We start from the raw sequence: 18,088 nt of genomic DNA on the forward strand, positions 1-18,088 counted from the left end.
CTACTTGTTCCAACGCGCAAGGGGGAAGTCGATGTCATTCATTTATGAGCATGAGTGGTTGTTTTTCTTTCTGTCGGAAGTTTTGATATGGGTGCTCGCTGTGCCGTTCCTTATTCTTCGTTACCGTTATGGTCTGGAACAAGCCAGTATTGTACTGCTGATCGTGATTCTCGCGTGCAATCTGTTTCAGGGACTGCTTGTGGTGGTGGACTTTGTACATACAGGGGAAATTTCGTTCTTTCAGGTGGTCATTGTCCTGTTCTTTATTTATGCCTTTACGCTTGGGAAATCGGACTTTGCGCTCATGGACCAATATCTGAAAAAGAAATTCAAACCGCCGCACCGTGTCGTGAAGGAGGCCTCTCTCCTTCCTTATATGCGCTTCCGCAGAAAGTGGATGCTGGGGCATACTGCGGCCTTCCTGCTGCTCCATTCAATCTGGTATGCGGTGGACATCGGCACGCTTGTGCCGCCTGCCGGGCTATTCTTCTTTCAGGATTGGATTCGGCTGCCGCATCAAGGTTACTTCGAGATTCCCCAGCTGAATGCGCTCAGTTATTTCTGGAAGGTCATGTATTATGTAGATCTCCTATTCTTCCTGCTGCTCAGCACGATATGGCAAGCAACCAAACCAAAAACAAGCGTATGAATCCCGCAGATTTTGCCCCACACTGATGCGTGGACACCGCTTGCATGTACCGGCATAGTCGAATCTGAGCTTGGGAGGACGCGAAGACGATGGGCAGTTTCCTGAGAAGCGTGTACAATTTGGGCCGCCGGACGAAGCATGCTTTTTCAACGGAAAAGGTGTTCGTCGTTCTTCTGTTCATGCTGGCATTGTTCTATTGCATTGGCGTCATCTTCTATATCACGGTAGAAAAGACCAGCTTCGTCAACGCCGTCTACCACTGTGCCATGCTGATTACGACGGTCGGCGATTCCAAATTCACGCCTACCACAGTTGCCGGGAAGCTGTTCACAGCCGGTTACTCTCTGCTCACAACCGTTCTGTTCGTCGGGTTCATTACCGGATTGGCACAGGCCATCATCATTCAAGAGCATCAAAAGGAGAAAAACCAGCAATAAAAAAAGGACCCGTCTTGGGGCCCTATTCACAAAACGAATTTCCCCGCCCCGTTACATTCTGAGAGGTCTGACATGATGACGCAACTGGTCCTGTCGGGATCTTCGCTGGAATAGCTTGATCTTACTACCTCGTGTCGAACTTTGTCAAATACATTGTCACCCATTTTTCCCATACGGATAATCGTCGGATGTGCGGGCAACCCTACCGAATAAACGGAAATGGAGGGAACAAGCGAATGCCTGACGAGCAAAAGAATCTGGAAAATGCCACAGATCAACATTTTTTCGAAGAGATCGCTGAGGTAGCGGATTTTATCCATGATCGGCTGGGCGACGTAGAGGATCCAACCGGTTTGAACAATACCGTTGAAGAATATGCCGAGCATGAAAACCAGGAAGAATAATGCGAAAAACAAAGCTAATGGGGCCGTTCTAGCTAGACTATTAGGACACATCTGGTCAGGAACAAATTTCTGCATTTTATGACATAGTTTGCATATAACTATCGCTGCCGGACATAATTGTAGAGTGCCGCAGGCACGACAATCTATCTCTTGGAGGTCAACGAAACCCATGAATACTCTTGGCGCTCACGAAGTACTGGAGCTGCATGAAGTCTTGAACGACGCCATCCACGGCTTGAACACAATGCGACTGTACCGCCCTTATGCCCAGGATCAGCAGCTTCAAGCTATGATGGACAGACAAATCAACGCAATGGTCATGGAGTACAACCACATGGTGCAGACTGCCCATCAGCAGGGCGGCTCCCAAGCTGTTCCTGCCCGCCGCGGCCAGATGCAAATGCAGATGCCCCAATCGTTCCAACCGACATACGGGCTGCGCAATCCGCAAACTCAGATGCCAGCTGGCAGCGTAGAGGAAATTGACGATGTGGACGTGACGATCTGCCTGGTCAACTGCCACAAGCAAACCGCCGGACTGAAAATGAAAGCCACCTTGGAAATGGCGAATCCAGCACTCCGCCAGATGATGCAAACCGCTGCCAACAGCTCTGCAGACATGGCCTATGAAAGCTTCCAATATGCCAACCACAAAGGCTACTACCAAGTACCTACATTGAAGGATACTACGGCCAACACCTTCATGCATGCTTACGGCACAGCACAGCAAGCCCCTATGCACCAGCATGGCACGCACATGATGTAAGCAGCTGCTGCGAACCAGGCCTCGACACCCGTCGAGGCCTCTTGTGTTTAATGCGTGACTTCAGCCGCAAAAAAACAGCAATAAATTATCGCTATGAATAGACCATGCCGCACCAAACCCGACATTGTAAATATGCCTCTCGGACTGACTATCGCAACACTATCCCGAATATCACCAAAACATGATATTATATTTTTGTGAGTTGGTAGTCGCTATTACACACCCAGAACATGTTAGTCAAATATCTGGTTCAGAGTATATGGTTTACAGATACGATACATTCAATAGAATGTAAAAGCTCCCCCCAGGGGGCACTCAATCAGAAATGTTGGGAGAATGCATCATGATATTTCTATTCTTTATTGTTTTGCCTATTACGTGCCTGGTCTTCTTCTTCAACTTGGTCTCTCTATTGAAGAAAATTCGAAGCGAAACCGGGTATACGACGGCTAACACCGTATTTGTTGCGCTATCCTTTTATTGCATCCTGTTCATCTTCACCTTTATGATTATCGGGAATATCCACCCGAAATAACACGAAGCCCCTCGCGAAAAAGGAGCTGCCCGGACAAGAGATCGAACTCTTGGCGGGCAGCTCCTTTTTTTTCAATCCTTGTTACGCCTTATGGCAGCACATTGCCTGCAGCGCGGTAAATCTCATACCATTCCTCGCGGGTCAAGCGCACGTCGCTCGCTTTGCAGCAGTCCTTCAGACGTTCGACATTCATCGTGCCGGTGATCGGCTGCATATTCGCCGGATGGCGCAGCAGCCAGGCGATGGCAATGGTTGTGTTGCTTACGTTGTATTTCTCAGCGATCTCATCGATCTTCTGGTTCAGTTCAGGGAATTTCTCATTGCCCAGGAACACGCCTTCGAAGAAGCCATATTGGAAAGGCGACCACGGCTGAATGGTGATGTCGTGCAGGCGGCAGTAGTCCAGAATGCTGCCATCCCGATTTACAGCCGGATCATTCTCCATATTGACGTTGATGCCTGCGGAAATCATCGTCGCGTTCGTAATGCTAAGCTGAAGCTGGTTGGCCACAAGCGGCTGCTTGACCGCCTTCTTCAGCAGTTGAATTTGCATCGGGTTTTGGTTCGATACGCCGAAATGGCGCACCTTGCCGGAGCTTTCCAGCTGATCGAACGCTTCCGCTACTTCCTCCGGCTCAACCAGCGCATCCGGACGATGCAGCAGCAGAACGTCCAGGTAGTCCGTCTTGAGTCGCTTCAGTATACCGTCCACAGATGCCAGAATATGCTCCTTGGAGAAATCGAACATGCCTTGACGAATGCCGCACTTCGATTGCAGAATGATCTTCTCCCGCACATCGTCATTCATGTGGATCGCGTCGGCAAAAATCTCCTCGCAGCTGCCGCCGCCATAAATGTCCGCATGGTCAAAGAAGTTCGCGCCTTCCTCCAGCGCCGTCTGCACAAAACGCTCAGCTGCCGGCTTGTCCAGCGAGTTGATGCGCATGCAGCCGACTGCAACAACCGGCACTTCCAAGGTGCTCGTTCCAAGCTTGATCGTTCTCATGCATAGCCCTCCTGTTTGTTCTGCCTATAGTCCCGCATACGGCGTTCGGCACGAAGCGTCAGCTCGTGCGCACAGATGCAGGCTTCCGCCTTCCATGTGTAAACGTTTGCCGAAATCGCCGCACCTCTCCCCTTGATTGTGCCACAGCCGGTGCAGGTTCGCAAGGGGCGCTCGTCTTGCCTATGCCTGTCTGGCAGGAATACATAGAAAACCCGGCTGGGGGACACTCCCCACTGCCGGGCTTGTTCATCATGATTCATTTCAGGCTGATATCCCTCAACCTTCCTTCGGTCTTCCGAGTCCTTCTTGCGCAAACCCTTGCAGCCATTCCGTGATCTTGTCGTCCTTCATTGGCCGACCGTAGAAATAGCCTTGCATCACATGACAGCCCAATTCTGTAAGGAATGCGATGTGCTCCTGATTTTCTACCCCTTCTGCAATGACATCGAGCTTCAGGTTCTCCGCCATCAAGACAATGGCATGCACAATCGCCCGTTTGCTGGGCGTCTCCAAGTCATGGGTGAACAAGCGGTCCAGCTTCAGCGCGTCGATCGGAATGCGATCCAGTAATCCAATGGAGGAATACCCGGTCCCGAAGTCATCCATCGATACCCGCACGCCCATTCGCCTGATGATATCCAGCTGGCGAACGATCTCCTGAATATCATAGATGACCATCGATTCTGTAATTTCAAGCTCGAGGTATTGCGGCCCCAGCTCCGTCTTCTTCAGCACACTGGTCAAGTATTCTACCAGCGTGTCGGTCTGAAACATGCGCACAGACAAATTGACCGATACCGGCTGCGCCATGCCCCGGTCTTGCCATGCCTTGCATTCGCGGCAAGCCTGCTCCAATGTCCAGCGAGTAATCGGGATAATGAGGCCCGTCTCTTCCGCTATCGGGATGAATTCGCCTGGCGGCACAATGCCCAACCGCGGATGATGCCAACGGATCAAAGCCTCGAATCCGTACAGTTGATTCGTCTTCACATTCCACTTCGGCTGGTACTCCATATAGAATTCATTGTGTTCCAGCGCGCGCTGCAGGTCTTTTTCCAGCTCCATCTTCCGGACTTCCTGCACGCCCATCTCGTCGGTGTATACACAGTACTGATTCTTGCCCAAACCCTTGGCCTTATACATCGCCGTATCGGCTGTTTTCAACAGAATGGAGCGATCCGCTTCCTGAATAGAGCCGGTGCTGATGCCAATGCTGCCAGTCACATACAGCTCGTGCCCATCGATATGATACACCTGCTTAATCTCTTGCAGGAGGCGAGCAGCCAACTCTTCGGCCTGCTTCTGATCGCAACACTTTCCAATAATCAGAAATTCATCTCCGCCTATGCGGAACACTTCCAGGTCCCCGCCTGCAAATCGCTGCAGCCTGTGTCCGACCTGCTGAACGAGCAGATCGCCGACATGATGGCCCAGCGTATCATTAATCGCCTTGAACTGGTCGAGATCCAGAAACAGCACACTCATGCTTTCCTTGCCGGCATACGTATCGAAAAACCGGTTCATCTCATTTCGGTTGGGCAGGCCAGTAATCGTGTCCCGGTACGCCATTCTCTCCAGAACATGACGGTCGAAAAACATCGCTCCCCATGAAACGAACAGCATAATAAAAATCGTTAGCGAAACACCGAGCAGTAAAAATCCGTTGACGTGGGACGTGCCATGGTCCATAGCCATGTGCGCGTCTCCATGAAAGATAGCCGCTTTCATGCCAGTGTAGTGCATGCCGCATATCGCGATGCCCATCGCTACCGCAGACAGCCACTTCCACAAGCTGGAGGTTGGTCGGCTGCGGAACTGGAGAAATAAAAATAAAGCCGCATAGGCTGCGACAAAGGCAATCACGGCTGACAGTGCCCACAGTACCGGATCATAGGTCAGTTCCATCGGCATCATCATCGCTTCCATGCCGATATAGTGCATCGATACGATGCCGACCGCCATGAAAAAGCCGCCAATCGCAAGATGAACCCCCTTCGTCTCCTTCGGCATAGTGATCCTAAATGCTATAAACGAAGAGATGACACTGGCTCCCATGGATAGGAGCGTCAATCCAATATCATAGGATACTGTCGCGTGCAAATGAAAGGCGAGCATGCCGACAAAATGCATCGACCAGACGCCATTTCCCATTACTACTGCACCGGCACATAACCAAATAAATCTTGTGCGCCCCGAAGATTGTGAGATCTTGGCCGCGATACTTAGGGCGGAATAAGATGCCAGTATCGCGATCAGTATCGAGAGCGCCACAATCCAAACATTATAGCTGCCTTCTACGATGTTCACTGCATACCTCCCTCCATGCTTCTCTCCTCCGTATTATTCATCAGGCACGGTTCCGGACGCCCGCTATAGAATTTGTTGAATGTGCAGAGACAGGTCCTGACTCAAATCAACGAACCGGCTCCCCGCCTGTACGAGCGGACGCGTCGGGTTGTGCGGGTGAACTGTGAGAATAATCCCTTCGCTCTCATCGGTCAGCCTGACCGAATGACCAATCAGGGACTGCATAATTTTCTCGATGAACAGCCTTGTGACGACGGGGTCCAACACGCCGAAGATGTCCTTCTCCATCTGCGAGAGCACCTCATAGAACGGAGCCGGATGGCGATACACCCGCTTGGAAGTCATGGCATGAAACACGTCCGCTACGGAAACGATGCGGCTGAATGCATCGATCCGTTCCTGTGTCAGGCCGAACGGATAGCCGCTCCCGTCCATTCGCTCATGATGCTGCAGGGCAACCAGAGCCTGTCTGTGGTTGACGCCAACGGTCTCCCGCAGAATCCCGTAGCCCAGCACCGTATGACTCTTCATGATCTCGTATTCTTCCCCGGTGAGCTTGCCCGGCTTATTCAACACTTCTTCGGGAACGAGCATCTTCCCAACATCATGAAGCAATCCGGCGGTTGCCAGCTGCATCAGCTCCTGCTGCGGGAGCTTCAGCCAAATGCCGAGCAAGCTCGCAATGGTCCCTACCGCTATATTATGCCGGTACGTATAATCATCCTTGGCCTGCAGGCAAGCAAACAAGCCGAACAATTGCTGCGTTCGGGCTGCCTCCTGGATGATCGGAATCACATTCTTTCGCAAATCGGCCAGCGGAATTTCCCTCGTCTCCCGAATCTCGTGAAACAGACGCCTCGCCTGCACGACAGCCTCTTGAATGACTGGCCCGTACTCGAACGCCTCCGCTTCCGAGTAGGTCCCCATTTCCGCAACGTCCTGACTGGTGAGCGTAATGCCGTGCCTCTCCAGTATCTGTATATGCTCGGTCGAGATGATGGAATGCGCTGAAATAAGCAGCAATCCGCCGGCGTTGAAGATATCCCGCAAGATGCGCCTGCCCATAATCTGCTGCGAAGAAAGTGCTCGCTTCTCCATCCAGCAGCCCTCCCTCCCTCTGCCATGCATCTTCGAGTCGTGCGCTGCACCCAGTATGACGGCACCAGCTCTACAATTTCTCTACAAGATTCTATCTTATTCGCGAAAGGACTGTAAACATTGTCGAGCAAGCCTGATATCAAGGAGGAAGCATCACGGAGCAGCGGCCAGCACCTCTCCCGACATTTTTTTCTACCTAAAAAAAAATGGTGTTCCTCGTCCAATCCAGAGAGGATATAGCGCCTTGAAGTGGAATAGTAGAAAGATGTTGAATACTATTAGAAAGCGACAATCCCTCCTAATCATCATAATTTTCGTGTTAGCCTTGTCTGCCGTTCGGTTGGCATGGTATAGCGTGCAGATGCCTATCGAGCATCCTTCGGCGGTGAACGGCATTGTCGACCTGCGCGGATGGTCCATACCGGATAATCGCACGATTCCTCTTGACGGGGAGTGGATGCTGTATCCGTCTGCGCTCCTTGAGCCTGACAGGCTTGGCGAGCCCGCGGCCTCCTTGCCAGAGTCAGCATTCGTTCGGGTGCCTGGCTCATGGAACAGTGCCTTTGCCCATCAAAAGGCCGACTACATGTACGGAACATACCGGCTGATTGTGCTGCTGGACGAAGGGGTGGAGCATTCCCTGCAGCTGCGCATCTATGAAATCAATAATGCTTCGTCGATCTATATAAACGGACAGCTTGCCGTGCAAAACGGCCTTCCTTCGGAGCAGAAGAGCGACTACCGTCCTACTGACTTGCCCAGAACGGTGTCCCTTCCGATGGGAGAAGAGCGTATTGAGATTCTTGTTCATGCTGCAGATCACACTGGGAATGGCGGCATTATCAAGGAAATTCACTTCGGTACAGAGAAGGCCATCCAAATGCGCAACATGATCTCAATCGGGTCGCAGCTGCTTCTGGGCATGCTCTTCCTGATCCACGGCCTGTACGCCTTCTTGCTCTACTTGCTCGGGGCCATTAACCGGGGTCTGAATTATTTCGCCATGCTCGTCTTCTGCGGCATACTTAGTATATTTACAGTGGATGACAAGCTGCTGTATGTCTGGCTGACGATCCCTTATGAGCTCCAGCCCAAAATCAGCTTGCTTTCCTACGTCGGCGTCATGGCTTACATCCCGCTGGTGCTCAAGCATGTATTTCCTATTCAAGGTCATGACCGGCTGCTGCGCTGGTATGCCCTCTACTGCTCGGGCTATGCCCTGTTTCTCTTGTTGGCGCCGTCGGACTATACGCTGCCAAGCTATCCGTTTTTTCTCAGAATAGTCTTTCTGGGTTCAGTCGGCATATCGATCTACATGTTGAGATCGGTGAATCGGGGGCAAGTGGGCACGATCTTCCTCATTTTGAGCTGTGTCTGCTTAGGCAACAACATTGTATGGACCATTATTGCCGGCAGATGGATACCCGGGACGACCCATTATCCGGTCGATCTGAGCATATGCCTCCTGTTGTTCGCGGCCTTCTGGTTCAGGCGTTACTTCCATTCCAGTAAGCAGACGACCATTCTTGCGGAGAAGCTTCAACGAGCCAATGAACAGAAGGATGAGTTCCTGATTAATACCTCGCATGAGCTGCGCAACCCGCTGCACGGGATCATCAACATTGCGCAGAGCATATTGGACGACCCCAAGTCTTCTGCGAATGAGGCGCTCAGACAACGGCTGGAGGTGCAGGTTTCGGTCTCCAGGAGAATGTCGCGCATGCTGGACGATTTGCTGGATGTGGCCCGTCTGAAGGGAAATACGATCCAACTGCAATTGCAGCGGGTCAGCTTGCAAGGCGTCGCAACCGGCGTCTGCGAAATGCTCAAGTATATGCTGCAGGGCAAGCCGGTACGGCTCAGCCTTCACATCAGCGACAGCTTTCCGGCTGTACAGGCCGATGAGAACAGGCTGATTCAAATTTTGTTCAATCTGCTGCACAATGCGATTAAGTTTACCGATCAGGGAGAAATCTCGATTAGCGCGAGAACCGAGGATGGCAAAGCTTATATTAGCGTGCAGGATACCGGTATCGGCATGGACGAAACGACGCAAGTCCGGGTTTTTGCGCAGTATGAGCAAGGAGACACTAACGAGCACAGGGCGAGCGGGGGATTCGGACTTGGGCTGAGCATATGCAAACAGCTGGTTGAGCTGCACGGCGGTACAATTTCGGTCAAATCCGTTGTGGGTGAAGGCTCCATCTTCACCTTCACTCTGCCGCTGGCAGAAAGTGCCGGACAGTACAGAGCAGCCGAGCTTCCTGCCGATAGCAGCGCTGCTGCCTGGACTGAGCCCGATCACACGTTGGGCCAAAAAGGAGCTGTCGCAGCCAGCGAGATCAACGCGCCGTCTGCGGGGCAATTCGCGTCCCAGACTAAACCCAGAATTGTAGCTGTGGACGACGACAGTGTCAATCTTCATATTATCGTCGATATTCTCGGTCGCAGCAAGTATGAAATCATAACAGCAACCAGTGCCACGGAAGTGATTAAACTGTTGGAATCCACACAGGTCGACCTCGTGATCTCCGACGTGATGATGCCGCATATGTCTGGTTATGAGCTGACTCGCACGATCCGGGAGCGCTACTCCATCTCCGAATTGCCGGTCCTGCTCTTAACGGCCCGAAATCGGCCGGAGGACATCTATGCCGGCTTCCAGTCCGGAGCGAATGATTATGTAACCAAGCCCGTTGATGCGCGCGAGCTTCGGTCGCGGGTACGCGTTCTAACCGAGCTGAAGCTGTCGATTGAGGATCGGTTGCGTATGGAGGCGGCATGGCTGCAGGCTCAGATTCAGCCGCACTTCCTGTACAACACGCTCAATTCAATCGCGGCACTGAGTACGATGGATATCCATAAGATGCAAAGACTTCTCGAGGAATTCAGCCATTATCTGCGGACCAGCTTCGACTTTCACAATACCGACCAGGTTATCGCCGTTGAACGCGAGCTGGCGCTGGTGCGGTCGTATCTATACATCGAGAAAGAGCGGTTCGGCGAACGGCTTCAGATAGAATGGGATATCGACAGCAGCATCTCGGTGCTGCTCCCTCCTCTTTCTATCCAGACTCTGGTGGAGAATGCCGTCAATCACGGTATTCTGCGAAAATCCCAAGGCGGCAAGCTGCACATCCAAGTCAAAGATAAAAGAAAATTCGTCGAGGTTGCTGTACACGACAATGGCGCAGGCATGCCGGAAGTATTGCTCAGGCAGGTGCTGAGCAGGCAGCCCGCCATTACCAGCGGGGTGGGCCTCAGCAACACGGATCGCCGCTTGAAGCAGCTTTATGGCAAAGGTCTGCATATTCAAAGCGCGCCGGGTCTGGGCACAAGCGTCTCCTTCCATATACCGAAATAAAGGCGTGAGCTGCAAAGCTCACGCCTCATTATCTTGTCTCCATTGGGTATACCATTCCGTAATATAAGGGCTCGGCTCCTCGCCAAGCTCTTCCTGCAGGATCGTTGTCAGCCAGCGGTATTGCCGGTGAACGGACAGGTGGTTGTTGGCTGCCGCATACAGCTTCATCAAGGCAAAATGCGCCTCTTCCGCCAAGGGATGCCGATGGCAGATGTCCAGATACAGGACGACCGCCTTCTCCTTCTGGCTGTTGTCCACATACCACTCTGCCATTCTGATCGACGTCCGTATCCACAGCAGCTTCAACCGGTGTCGCTCGCTTTCCGCCCACCAGTACTCATATTCCTGCAGATAATCCCCTTTATACAACGCCATCGTCTCTTCATATGTTTCGATCGTTGCTGTTGTCACCGATTGTTCCTGCAGCACGAACTGCTCCCATTCCTCTACATCCAGACGCACATGCTCCACATGCAGAATATAACTGTCTGTGGCGTTCACGATCGTGAACGCGTCTCCGTACGGCTCCAAGGTTTTGCGAATATGGTAGATAGCCGTATACAATTGCGCATACGCCCGATTCGGCTCGTAATCCGGCCACATGAGCTCTACCAGAACCGACTTGCGAACGGGCTGCCCCCTGTGTTGAAGCAGGTAGAGGAACAGCTCCTGCGCTCTTGTGGTCCGCCAGCGAAGCGGCGACCATTGGCCGGAGCCTGACTCGATCAGCACTTGTTGAAACAGCTGCATGCGGATAGACTGCCCAGACGGCAGAACGTCCGGGCGCACCTCTTGCATACGCTCTTGTATACGCTCCAGCGTCTTGGTCAAGCGCTCTGTGCTGACCGGCTTCATAATATAGTCCAACGCGTTCAGTTCGAAGGCTTTAATGGCATAATCATCGTACGCTGTCACGAAGACAATATTCAGCCCCGGCCTATGTTCGAGCAATTGTTCGGCAAGCTCTACACCGTTCACCTCCGGCAGGTGAATGTCCAGAAATACAAGGCCCGGCTCTTCCTTTGCTTCCCGCATATAAGCCCTGAACTCCTGGGGGTCGGTAAACTTCTTGATGTCTTCAATTTCTGCTATTTGCCGCAATTGATGCTCCATATATTTCAAAGCCAGAGCTTCATCGTCCAGTAGTACGATTTTCATCCATATCCCCCTCAACATCCCTGTTGCAGATCTCTAAACAGACTTTTCATGACCGTACCCGACACATATCGACAATTTCTCTACATGGACATGTCGATCCGCGCTGGAATACCGGCTATGAATTCAGTAGCCTGCCTTCAAGTCTACCACATTCATCGCAGGCGTGCCGCTGCGAACGTATGAGCGAAGATTTTCCTTGAAGATGTCCATCGCGCGCTCGCCGTAATGAATCGTGGAATTGGCGTTATGCGCCGTGATGATTACGTTGTCGAGGGCCCACAGCGGATGGTCAGCCGGCAACGGCTCCGGATCGAATACGTCGAGTCCCGCTCCTGCAATCGCACGGGTTCGCAGCGCCTCATATACCGCGTCTGTATCTGTCGTTCCGCCTCTGCCGATGCTGATATAGAAGGCCGTCGGCTTCATCGCCGCAAATTGCGCTGGGCCGAACATCTTGGCAGTTTCCTTCGTTAACGGCAAGGCATTGACGATGTAATCGCATTCCGCGACCATCTTGTTCAAGTCCTCCGGCTTATACAGGGCATCGACATTCGCCACAGGCGTCGGGTTCCGCTTGATGCCGAGCACCCGCATGCCGAACACCTTCGCGATCTTGGCAATTTCCGTGCCAATCGCGCCTACACCGACGATGCCGACAGTCTTGCCGTGCATTTCGCTTCCTTCCTCACGCTGCCACTTGCGCTGCAGCTGATTGCGGATAGAATAATGCACCCTCCGGGTAAGGCCGAGCATCATCGCATAGACCGATTCGGAAATCGGAAAGGGATGCACGCCCCTCGCACATGTCAGCACAGCGCCCTTGTCGGCAAACTTGGCGAACGGATACCCGTCCACGCCAGCGCCCCAGCTCTGCACCCAGCGCAGCTTGGCATCCGCCTCGAAGCAATGCTCCTCGACTAGCGAATGCCAGCCGACGACCACCTCCGCCTCCTTCAGCTGCGAAACCGGCAGATCCTGAACCCTTCCTGCAGCAATTTCCCAGCCCGGCGCGATCTGGCGGATTTCTTCCGCATCCTCCGGTGTAAGCGACATCAGAAATACAAGTTTTCGCGTCATAGTAGACCCACTCCTTATTCGGTATCTTGAGGCATCACCTGATAGCCTGCGTACATCGCGCTGATCGGATGATAGTCTGTTTTGTGAAAAGGGCTTTTCAAATCGGTCGTACGCGCATTGGCCGGGCTTAAATCCGCGTACCATGCGCCATACTTATGATCAATCAGATGCATCCATACATGCTCCCATAATCTAAGATACCACTGGGCATAGAAGGAATCGCCGGTTTTTTGCAGCAGCACGGCTGCCGCGCCGATCGACTCGGCGGCGACCCACCAGCTTTTGTTCCCATTCAGTACGGTGCCGTCGATGTCAAGGGAATAGTTCAACCCGCCATGCTTCGAATCCCATCCGCGGTTTACAGCCGTGCGAAACAAATACTCGGCTTTCGGCAGCATCCAGTCTTCCTCCTGATAGCGGCTGAGCATCACCAGCAGCTTGCTCCATTCGGTCAGATGGCCAGTGAGAATGCCATACGTGCCATAACGGGTTCGCGTCTCCCTCGACCTGTCGGGCGTCCAGTCGTCGTGGAAGGTTTCCCAGATCAAGCCGTCTGTCTGAGCGGCCAGATGCAGGACGACTCTTCTCGCCAAGGTGACAGCCCGATCCAAGTACTTGCGTTCCTTCGTAGCTTCATAAGCGTAGATCATCGCCTCGCAGAGGTGCATGTTCGCGTTCTGCCCCCGCTTGCAGGAAGCATGCGACCAATCGTTATGAAATTCATCGGCATAAAGTTCATGCTCGCTCAACCAAGCATGCTTCTCCAGCAGGTCGAAGGTAGAGTCGATCCACTCTCCCGCAGACAACAGTCCGGCCCGATAAGCGACGGAGGCAGCCAGCATGACATGGGCGTGGCCGTAGCCTTGCTTCGAGTCGTCTGCCACCTCCAGGCCGTTCAGTTCATTGTAAAAGCCGCCGTGTTCGGTATCCGCATGAGAATCGCGCAAAAAACGAAGCCCTCGCTCGGCCATTTCGATGCACCATCCCGGGCCGCCCAGCAGCGCGCCGACGCTGAACACATAAATAAAGCGTGTCGTGCCGACCAAGTGCTTGATTCGGTTATCCGCAATCGTGCCGTCGTCACGAAAGCTGTTGAAAAAACCGCCGCGCTCGTGATCGACGCACCTGGGGTAATAAAAGTCCAATGTGCGGAAAATTTGCTCCTTCAAGAAGGCGCGGCTTCGAAAATCCGGTAAGGTACGCATAGTGGCACCGTCCTTTCCAGGTGAATGCTTGCCAACGAGCAATCCTTATTCCTTCTCGGGCGTACTGCTATGATTTTCAATCGATCTTTTCAATCGATATTCCTTGGGGGTGGTGCCATACCGCTTCTTGAAATGACGGAAAAAATTGCTGACATTGCCATACCCGACACGCTCCATAATGTCCGCAATCGGGCTGTCGCTTGTCTCCAGCAGGCGAAGCGCGTGCTGGAGGCGCGTCTCGCGAATATACGCATGAATGGCCACCGACTCGGCCTTGCGGAATACGCGGCTCACATAAGCCGGGGACATCCCCAACGCATCGGCAATCGTCTGCAAACTGAGGTTCAGGTCAGCATAACGGGTTTCGATGATTTCCTTAATCGTCTCGACCAGCACTCTGTGCGTGTCCTTCTGCTCATTCGCTTGCTTATCAGCGATTTCCGTAAGCAACTGGGCGAACAGCATATGCGCGTCTGCCAATGTTTCGAGCTCTGTCACTTCCCGAATATAGCGGTTCCAGCCAATATGAATAGCCTGCAGCCTGTTCTTGTTCACTTCGCTTAACGCATGGCGAATATGGGTCAGGAGCGCAAGCAGGCTGTGCATCAGCTGATCGGGCGGAAGCTTGCGCATGCAGCTTAATGCTTCTTCCAGCCCCTCTTCTGCCTCTGCCTTGTGGTTCATGCGGATGGCATCGGCCATTTTCTTCTCCAGGGAGTTCAGCGTCTGCATCTCCCCTTCCGCCTCTGCCACATTCGTCTGGACCATGCCAGGTGTTATGACAGAGCCATGTCCGCTGACCATTCGGTACAAGCTCCTGTCCTCCAGCCTGCCGCAGCTGCCCGACAAAGCCCGGTAATCGCGTTCCAGATCGCCCAGCGTAACCGTCAGCGAGAGCCGATAATACTTGCGCAGCGCTTCCTGCACCCTTTGTGCGTGCAGAACAAGGGGCGGTTCCTCCAACCCTTCCTCGGCGCTGAGCAGCAGCACGGCCCAGTCTTCCTTCCCTTCGATCCACTCGACCTGTCCCGCTGCAGAAAACACATGCTCTGCAATGTTGCGGAGCGCGAAACGCAGCAGCTTCTGCTCAGCCGCGCTGTAAGAGTCGCGGAAGCGAGCAGCTTCATCCATCTGCAGCGCAACTAGGCGGTACACCCCCCGCGGCTCAATGCAAAGCTGCTGCTTGCGGATTTGCTGTTCGAACGCCGCCTGTGACAAGGAGGGGCCTTCCAGCACAATGGTCCTGGCATAATAACTCCGCACAATCGCGCGGTGCTCGTCGTGGGCCCGCTGGATGGACTGCAGGCTGGTGAGCATGCCTTTGTAAGCGTGCTCAATATAACGCAGCTCATCCTTCCATGCGGATGAATCGGCAGGGTGGCCATCGAGATGGAACTGGGAGGCGGGGCGAATATGCTGCACAAGCCGTCGGATCGGCCGATACAAGCGGCGGGAGATGAAAATCGAACAAGCGATAGCCGCGAGAATGAAGCCGAAGATCAGCCATAATGCCGTCTGTTTCAATTCGTCGATGCGCTGCAGCAAAGACTTGTAGGGCTGGACGATAATCATTTTCCAATCGTTCAGCCCTGTATCCATATAAGTGACAACTTGCAGTTCCTTGCCGTCCCATTCAACGAATTGGTTCGAGTCCAAGCCTTCGCTTTGAATACGCTGCCGCACGCTCGTCTTGAAGTCCGGCTCCAGCGGCAGATTGTCGATTGTCGGATAGAACATATAGCCATGCTGGTCCATTATGCCGATGGTTCCGCGTTCGTTGTCCACAAAAGCATTCAACAGGTTCAAGTTATCGAACAGCCACTCTGCCTGAATGTTGACCACAAGCATGCTTTTCTGCGGGGAATAGCCCGCATTCCCTTCATACATGAACATGGCGAATACATCGGCCTCCGGTTCGCCTTCCTCCTGAGGGCCTTTCCCCTTCAGCGGAATCAGCCGCAGCTTGGGAATATCCTGATGCTGTTGTCTATAGCGATCAATCTCAGACAAGATCGGATCGCTCTCCGGGAACATCTCCATGCGTCCCCCGGTATAGTACTGGTCCTGGATCGCATTGTACATGACGATGGAATGGAGGAACGGCGAAGAATTGACAATGCGATCCAGATTCTGCAATCTGGACAGCATCTCAAATGCTTCTATGTGTTCCGCATTCATAAGGGGGTAGTTGCGATTGTCGAAATACTGCGTCATCACGACGCTCTTCAGGTTCTCGTTCATGTAATCGATATTGAACTTCAATTGGGACAGCATCTTCTGATTCGCCGTCAGATTCAATTCGACCATAGCCTTCTCCGCGCCATAGTACATCACGCTGGATACAGCCACCACGATGGCCACCATGACCACAGCGATGGTGAGCAGCAGCTTCTTCAGGTACTTCCCGGCTCGTCGTCCCCTGCGAAATGCGCCCACAACGTTCCCCTCCCGTTCCCGTCATGTTGAACTATGCAGCAACCCATTGTTCATCTGATCGGAAAGACCGCCGCGGGGACGGCTGACATTCGTCGTCCCGCGCAGCAACCCCCTTACTTCAAGCCTTGCTCCACAAGCCATTCATCGAGCTGCCTCTGCTTCTCCTCCCGCACTCTTTCGCTTCCCGCAGCACGAAGCTTCTCGATATAGACAGGCAGATATTGTTCCGGGTCCAGCGTGCCCGTATTCAATGCAAGCGCGTACTCGTCTTCCACCGCCGCGATGTTGGCCAATTCCGTCAGCACAGGCTGCTGGTCGAACTTGAAGCCGACGGTCGGCAGAACGAGGGCGTTGTCATTGATTTCTCTTACTTGCTCCCATACATCAAGCGGCTGCCCTTCCAGCACATATCCATTCGTGACATTGCCGATGAAGTGGCTGTCGAACTTGTATCCGCTGTCCGGGATCGGGCGAATCACATCGCCTTCCAAGCGCTCGAAGTGCTTGCCTTCAATGCCGGCCGTCAGCAGTCTGTACAGTTCCCGATCCGTATTGACGAGCTCTATCAGCTCCACAGCCTTCTGCGGATTGCGGGATGTATTGCTGACAGCCGTCATCGTTGCAAGCGAGTTGGTATAAACCTGATCCACCAGATCGACAAACTTGACGGGGTTGTTGTTGTTCTTGCCCTTCTCGTTTATTTCGCCGTCCGGCTTCAGTGTGTTCTTCAGGTACAGCGCCACATTGCCCTTCGCTTGTATCGTATAGAAGTCTTGAATGGTGGCGGCGCTCGGCGGAAAATACCCCTTCTGGTTGAACTCGTGCGCCATCTTCAAGTATTCCGCATACTCGGGCGTCTCCTGCAGGATCAGCACTTCAAAATTGGGGTCCCCTTTGCGATACGGTATTTCGTTCATGTCATACAGTCCGTACAGTGTGGACATCCAGAAGACTGAATTGTTCTCGAAGCCGATTGGCACAATGTCCGGCTCGTTGGCCTTGATCGTCTCTACGAACGGAATGATGTCCCGTACGTCCTGCAAGCTGTCCACGTCCAGGTTGTACTTCTCAATGAACCGCTCCTGAATGACGAAGCCGCCCGATGTCGTGAACATCTGGTAATTGGGTACCGCGTACATGACGCCATTCACTTTGGCATCTTCAATCATTTGAGGGGTAAACAGCTCCTTGGTTTTGGGCGCATATTGCTCGAACAGCTCGGTAATATCGTAGAAAGCGCCCTTATTGGCATTGGTGACATAGTTGAACGCCCAATGCGACGTCCACACAAGATCGAACGCTTCGCCGGCAGCGGCCATCGTATTCATTTTCTGCTCGTAGCTGCCGAAGTCGATTGGCATGATGCGCAGCGTCGCATTAATCTTTTCACGGATGATTTGGTTGGCCTCTTCTTGCACGATCGCCAGATCCTTCTGTGGCCCGATCGGCATATACCAGGTCAATTCCACCGGGTCGCCGCCGCTGCTTCCATTGCCGCTGGGCGAGGGAGAGGACGAATTTCCGGCACATGCGGTTACTAGCAGGCAAACAGACACCAACAGGGCCAATAAGGAGATGCTCCGGTTTCCATTCACACGCTTATTAGTCTTATTCAAGGACAACGCCTCCTAATGAAATTTAGGATG

14 protein-coding genes are annotated in these 18,088 nt (G+C 53.0%); 6 read left to right on the top strand and 8 right to left on the bottom strand.

What is annotated here, in order from left to right; all coding sequences use genetic code 11:
- The first annotated feature begins 31 nt into the window (after positions 1 to 31).
- The 5 genes from XYCOK13_RS19595 (at position 32) to XYCOK13_RS19615 (ending at position 2,791) form a co-directional block, all read left to right on the top strand.
- Positions 32 to 649 carry a hypothetical protein gene (locus XYCOK13_RS19595; protein WP_213413938.1) on the top strand — a complete coding sequence of 206 codons (618 nt, stop codon included), beginning with the start codon at positions 32 to 34 and terminating at the stop codon, positions 647 to 649.
- 89 nt (positions 650 to 738) lie between these two features.
- A complete protein-coding gene (locus XYCOK13_RS19600; RefSeq protein ID WP_213413939.1) occupies positions 739 to 1,086 on the top strand; it encodes a potassium channel family protein in 348 nt (115 codons plus the stop codon).
- Positions 1,087 to 1,322: 236 nt separating this feature from the next.
- Positions 1,323 to 1,490, top strand: a complete 168-nt coding sequence (locus tag XYCOK13_RS19605; RefSeq protein ID WP_213413940.1) for a hypothetical protein — start codon at positions 1,323 to 1,325, stop codon at positions 1,488 to 1,490.
- A gap of 169 nt (positions 1,491 to 1,659) precedes the next feature.
- Positions 1,660 to 2,256 carry a spore coat protein gene (locus XYCOK13_RS19610; RefSeq protein WP_213413941.1) on the top strand — a complete coding sequence of 199 codons (597 nt, stop codon included), beginning with the start codon at positions 1,660 to 1,662 and terminating at the stop codon, positions 2,254 to 2,256.
- A 343-nt stretch (positions 2,257 to 2,599) separates the two neighbouring features.
- A complete protein-coding gene (locus tag XYCOK13_RS19615) occupies positions 2,600 to 2,791 on the top strand; it encodes a hypothetical protein (protein WP_213413942.1) in 192 nt (63 codons plus the stop codon).
- A gap of 88 nt (positions 2,792 to 2,879) precedes the next feature.
- Here the strand turns inward: XYCOK13_RS19615 and XYCOK13_RS19620 are convergent, their stop codons facing one another.
- The 3 genes from XYCOK13_RS19620 to XYCOK13_RS19630 form a co-directional block, all read right to left on the bottom strand.
- Complete coding sequence (locus XYCOK13_RS19620) at positions 2,880 to 3,797, bottom strand: aldo/keto reductase (RefSeq protein WP_213413943.1); 918 nt, start codon at positions 3,795 to 3,797, stop codon at positions 2,880 to 2,882.
- Between the two features lie 276 nt (positions 3,798 to 4,073).
- Positions 4,074 to 6,104: a bifunctional diguanylate cyclase/phosphodiesterase gene (locus XYCOK13_RS19625; protein WP_308443036.1), complete on the bottom strand. Its 2,031-nt coding sequence runs from the start codon at positions 6,102 to 6,104 to the stop codon at positions 4,074 to 4,076.
- Between the two features lie 63 nt (positions 6,105 to 6,167).
- Positions 6,168 to 7,202: an HD-GYP domain-containing protein gene (locus tag XYCOK13_RS19630; RefSeq protein ID WP_213413944.1), complete on the bottom strand. Its 1,035-nt coding sequence runs from the start codon at positions 7,200 to 7,202 to the stop codon at positions 6,168 to 6,170.
- A 361-nt stretch (positions 7,203 to 7,563) separates the two neighbouring features.
- Here XYCOK13_RS19630 and XYCOK13_RS19635 point away from each other — a divergent pair, with 361 nt between their 5' ends.
- Positions 7,564 to 10,566 carry an ATP-binding protein gene (locus XYCOK13_RS19635; protein ID WP_244865282.1) on the top strand — a complete coding sequence of 1,001 codons (3,003 nt, stop codon included), beginning with the start codon at positions 7,564 to 7,566 and terminating at the stop codon, positions 10,564 to 10,566.
- 18 nt (positions 10,567 to 10,584) lie between these two features.
- Here the strand turns inward: XYCOK13_RS19635 and XYCOK13_RS19640 are convergent, their stop codons facing one another.
- The 5 genes from XYCOK13_RS19640 to XYCOK13_RS19660 form a co-directional block, all read right to left on the bottom strand.
- A complete protein-coding gene (locus XYCOK13_RS19640; RefSeq protein WP_213413945.1) occupies positions 10,585 to 11,724 on the bottom strand; it encodes a response regulator in 1,140 nt (379 codons plus the stop codon).
- 123 nt (positions 11,725 to 11,847) lie between these two features.
- Positions 11,848 to 12,801, bottom strand: a complete 954-nt coding sequence (locus tag XYCOK13_RS19645; protein ID WP_213413946.1) for a D-2-hydroxyacid dehydrogenase — start codon at positions 12,799 to 12,801, stop codon at positions 11,848 to 11,850.
- A gap of 14 nt (positions 12,802 to 12,815) precedes the next feature.
- On the bottom strand, positions 12,816 to 14,006 hold the full coding sequence (locus tag XYCOK13_RS19650; RefSeq protein ID WP_213413947.1) for an AGE family epimerase/isomerase: 1,191 nt from the start codon (positions 14,004 to 14,006) through the stop codon (positions 12,816 to 12,818).
- Between the two features lie 45 nt (positions 14,007 to 14,051).
- Positions 14,052 to 16,442 (bottom strand): AraC family transcriptional regulator, encoded by a 2,391-nt coding sequence (locus XYCOK13_RS19655; RefSeq protein WP_213413948.1) that lies wholly within the window; start codon positions 16,440 to 16,442, stop codon positions 14,052 to 14,054.
- Between the two features lie 113 nt (positions 16,443 to 16,555).
- A complete protein-coding gene (locus XYCOK13_RS19660) occupies positions 16,556 to 18,058 on the bottom strand; it encodes an ABC transporter substrate-binding protein (RefSeq protein WP_213413949.1) in 1,503 nt (500 codons plus the stop codon).
- Between the last annotated feature and the right edge of the window lie 30 nt (positions 18,059 to 18,088).

It is taken from the genome of Xylanibacillus composti (assembly GCF_018403685.1).
Classification (GTDB): Bacteria; Bacillota; Bacilli; order Paenibacillales; family K13; genus Xylanibacillus; species Xylanibacillus composti.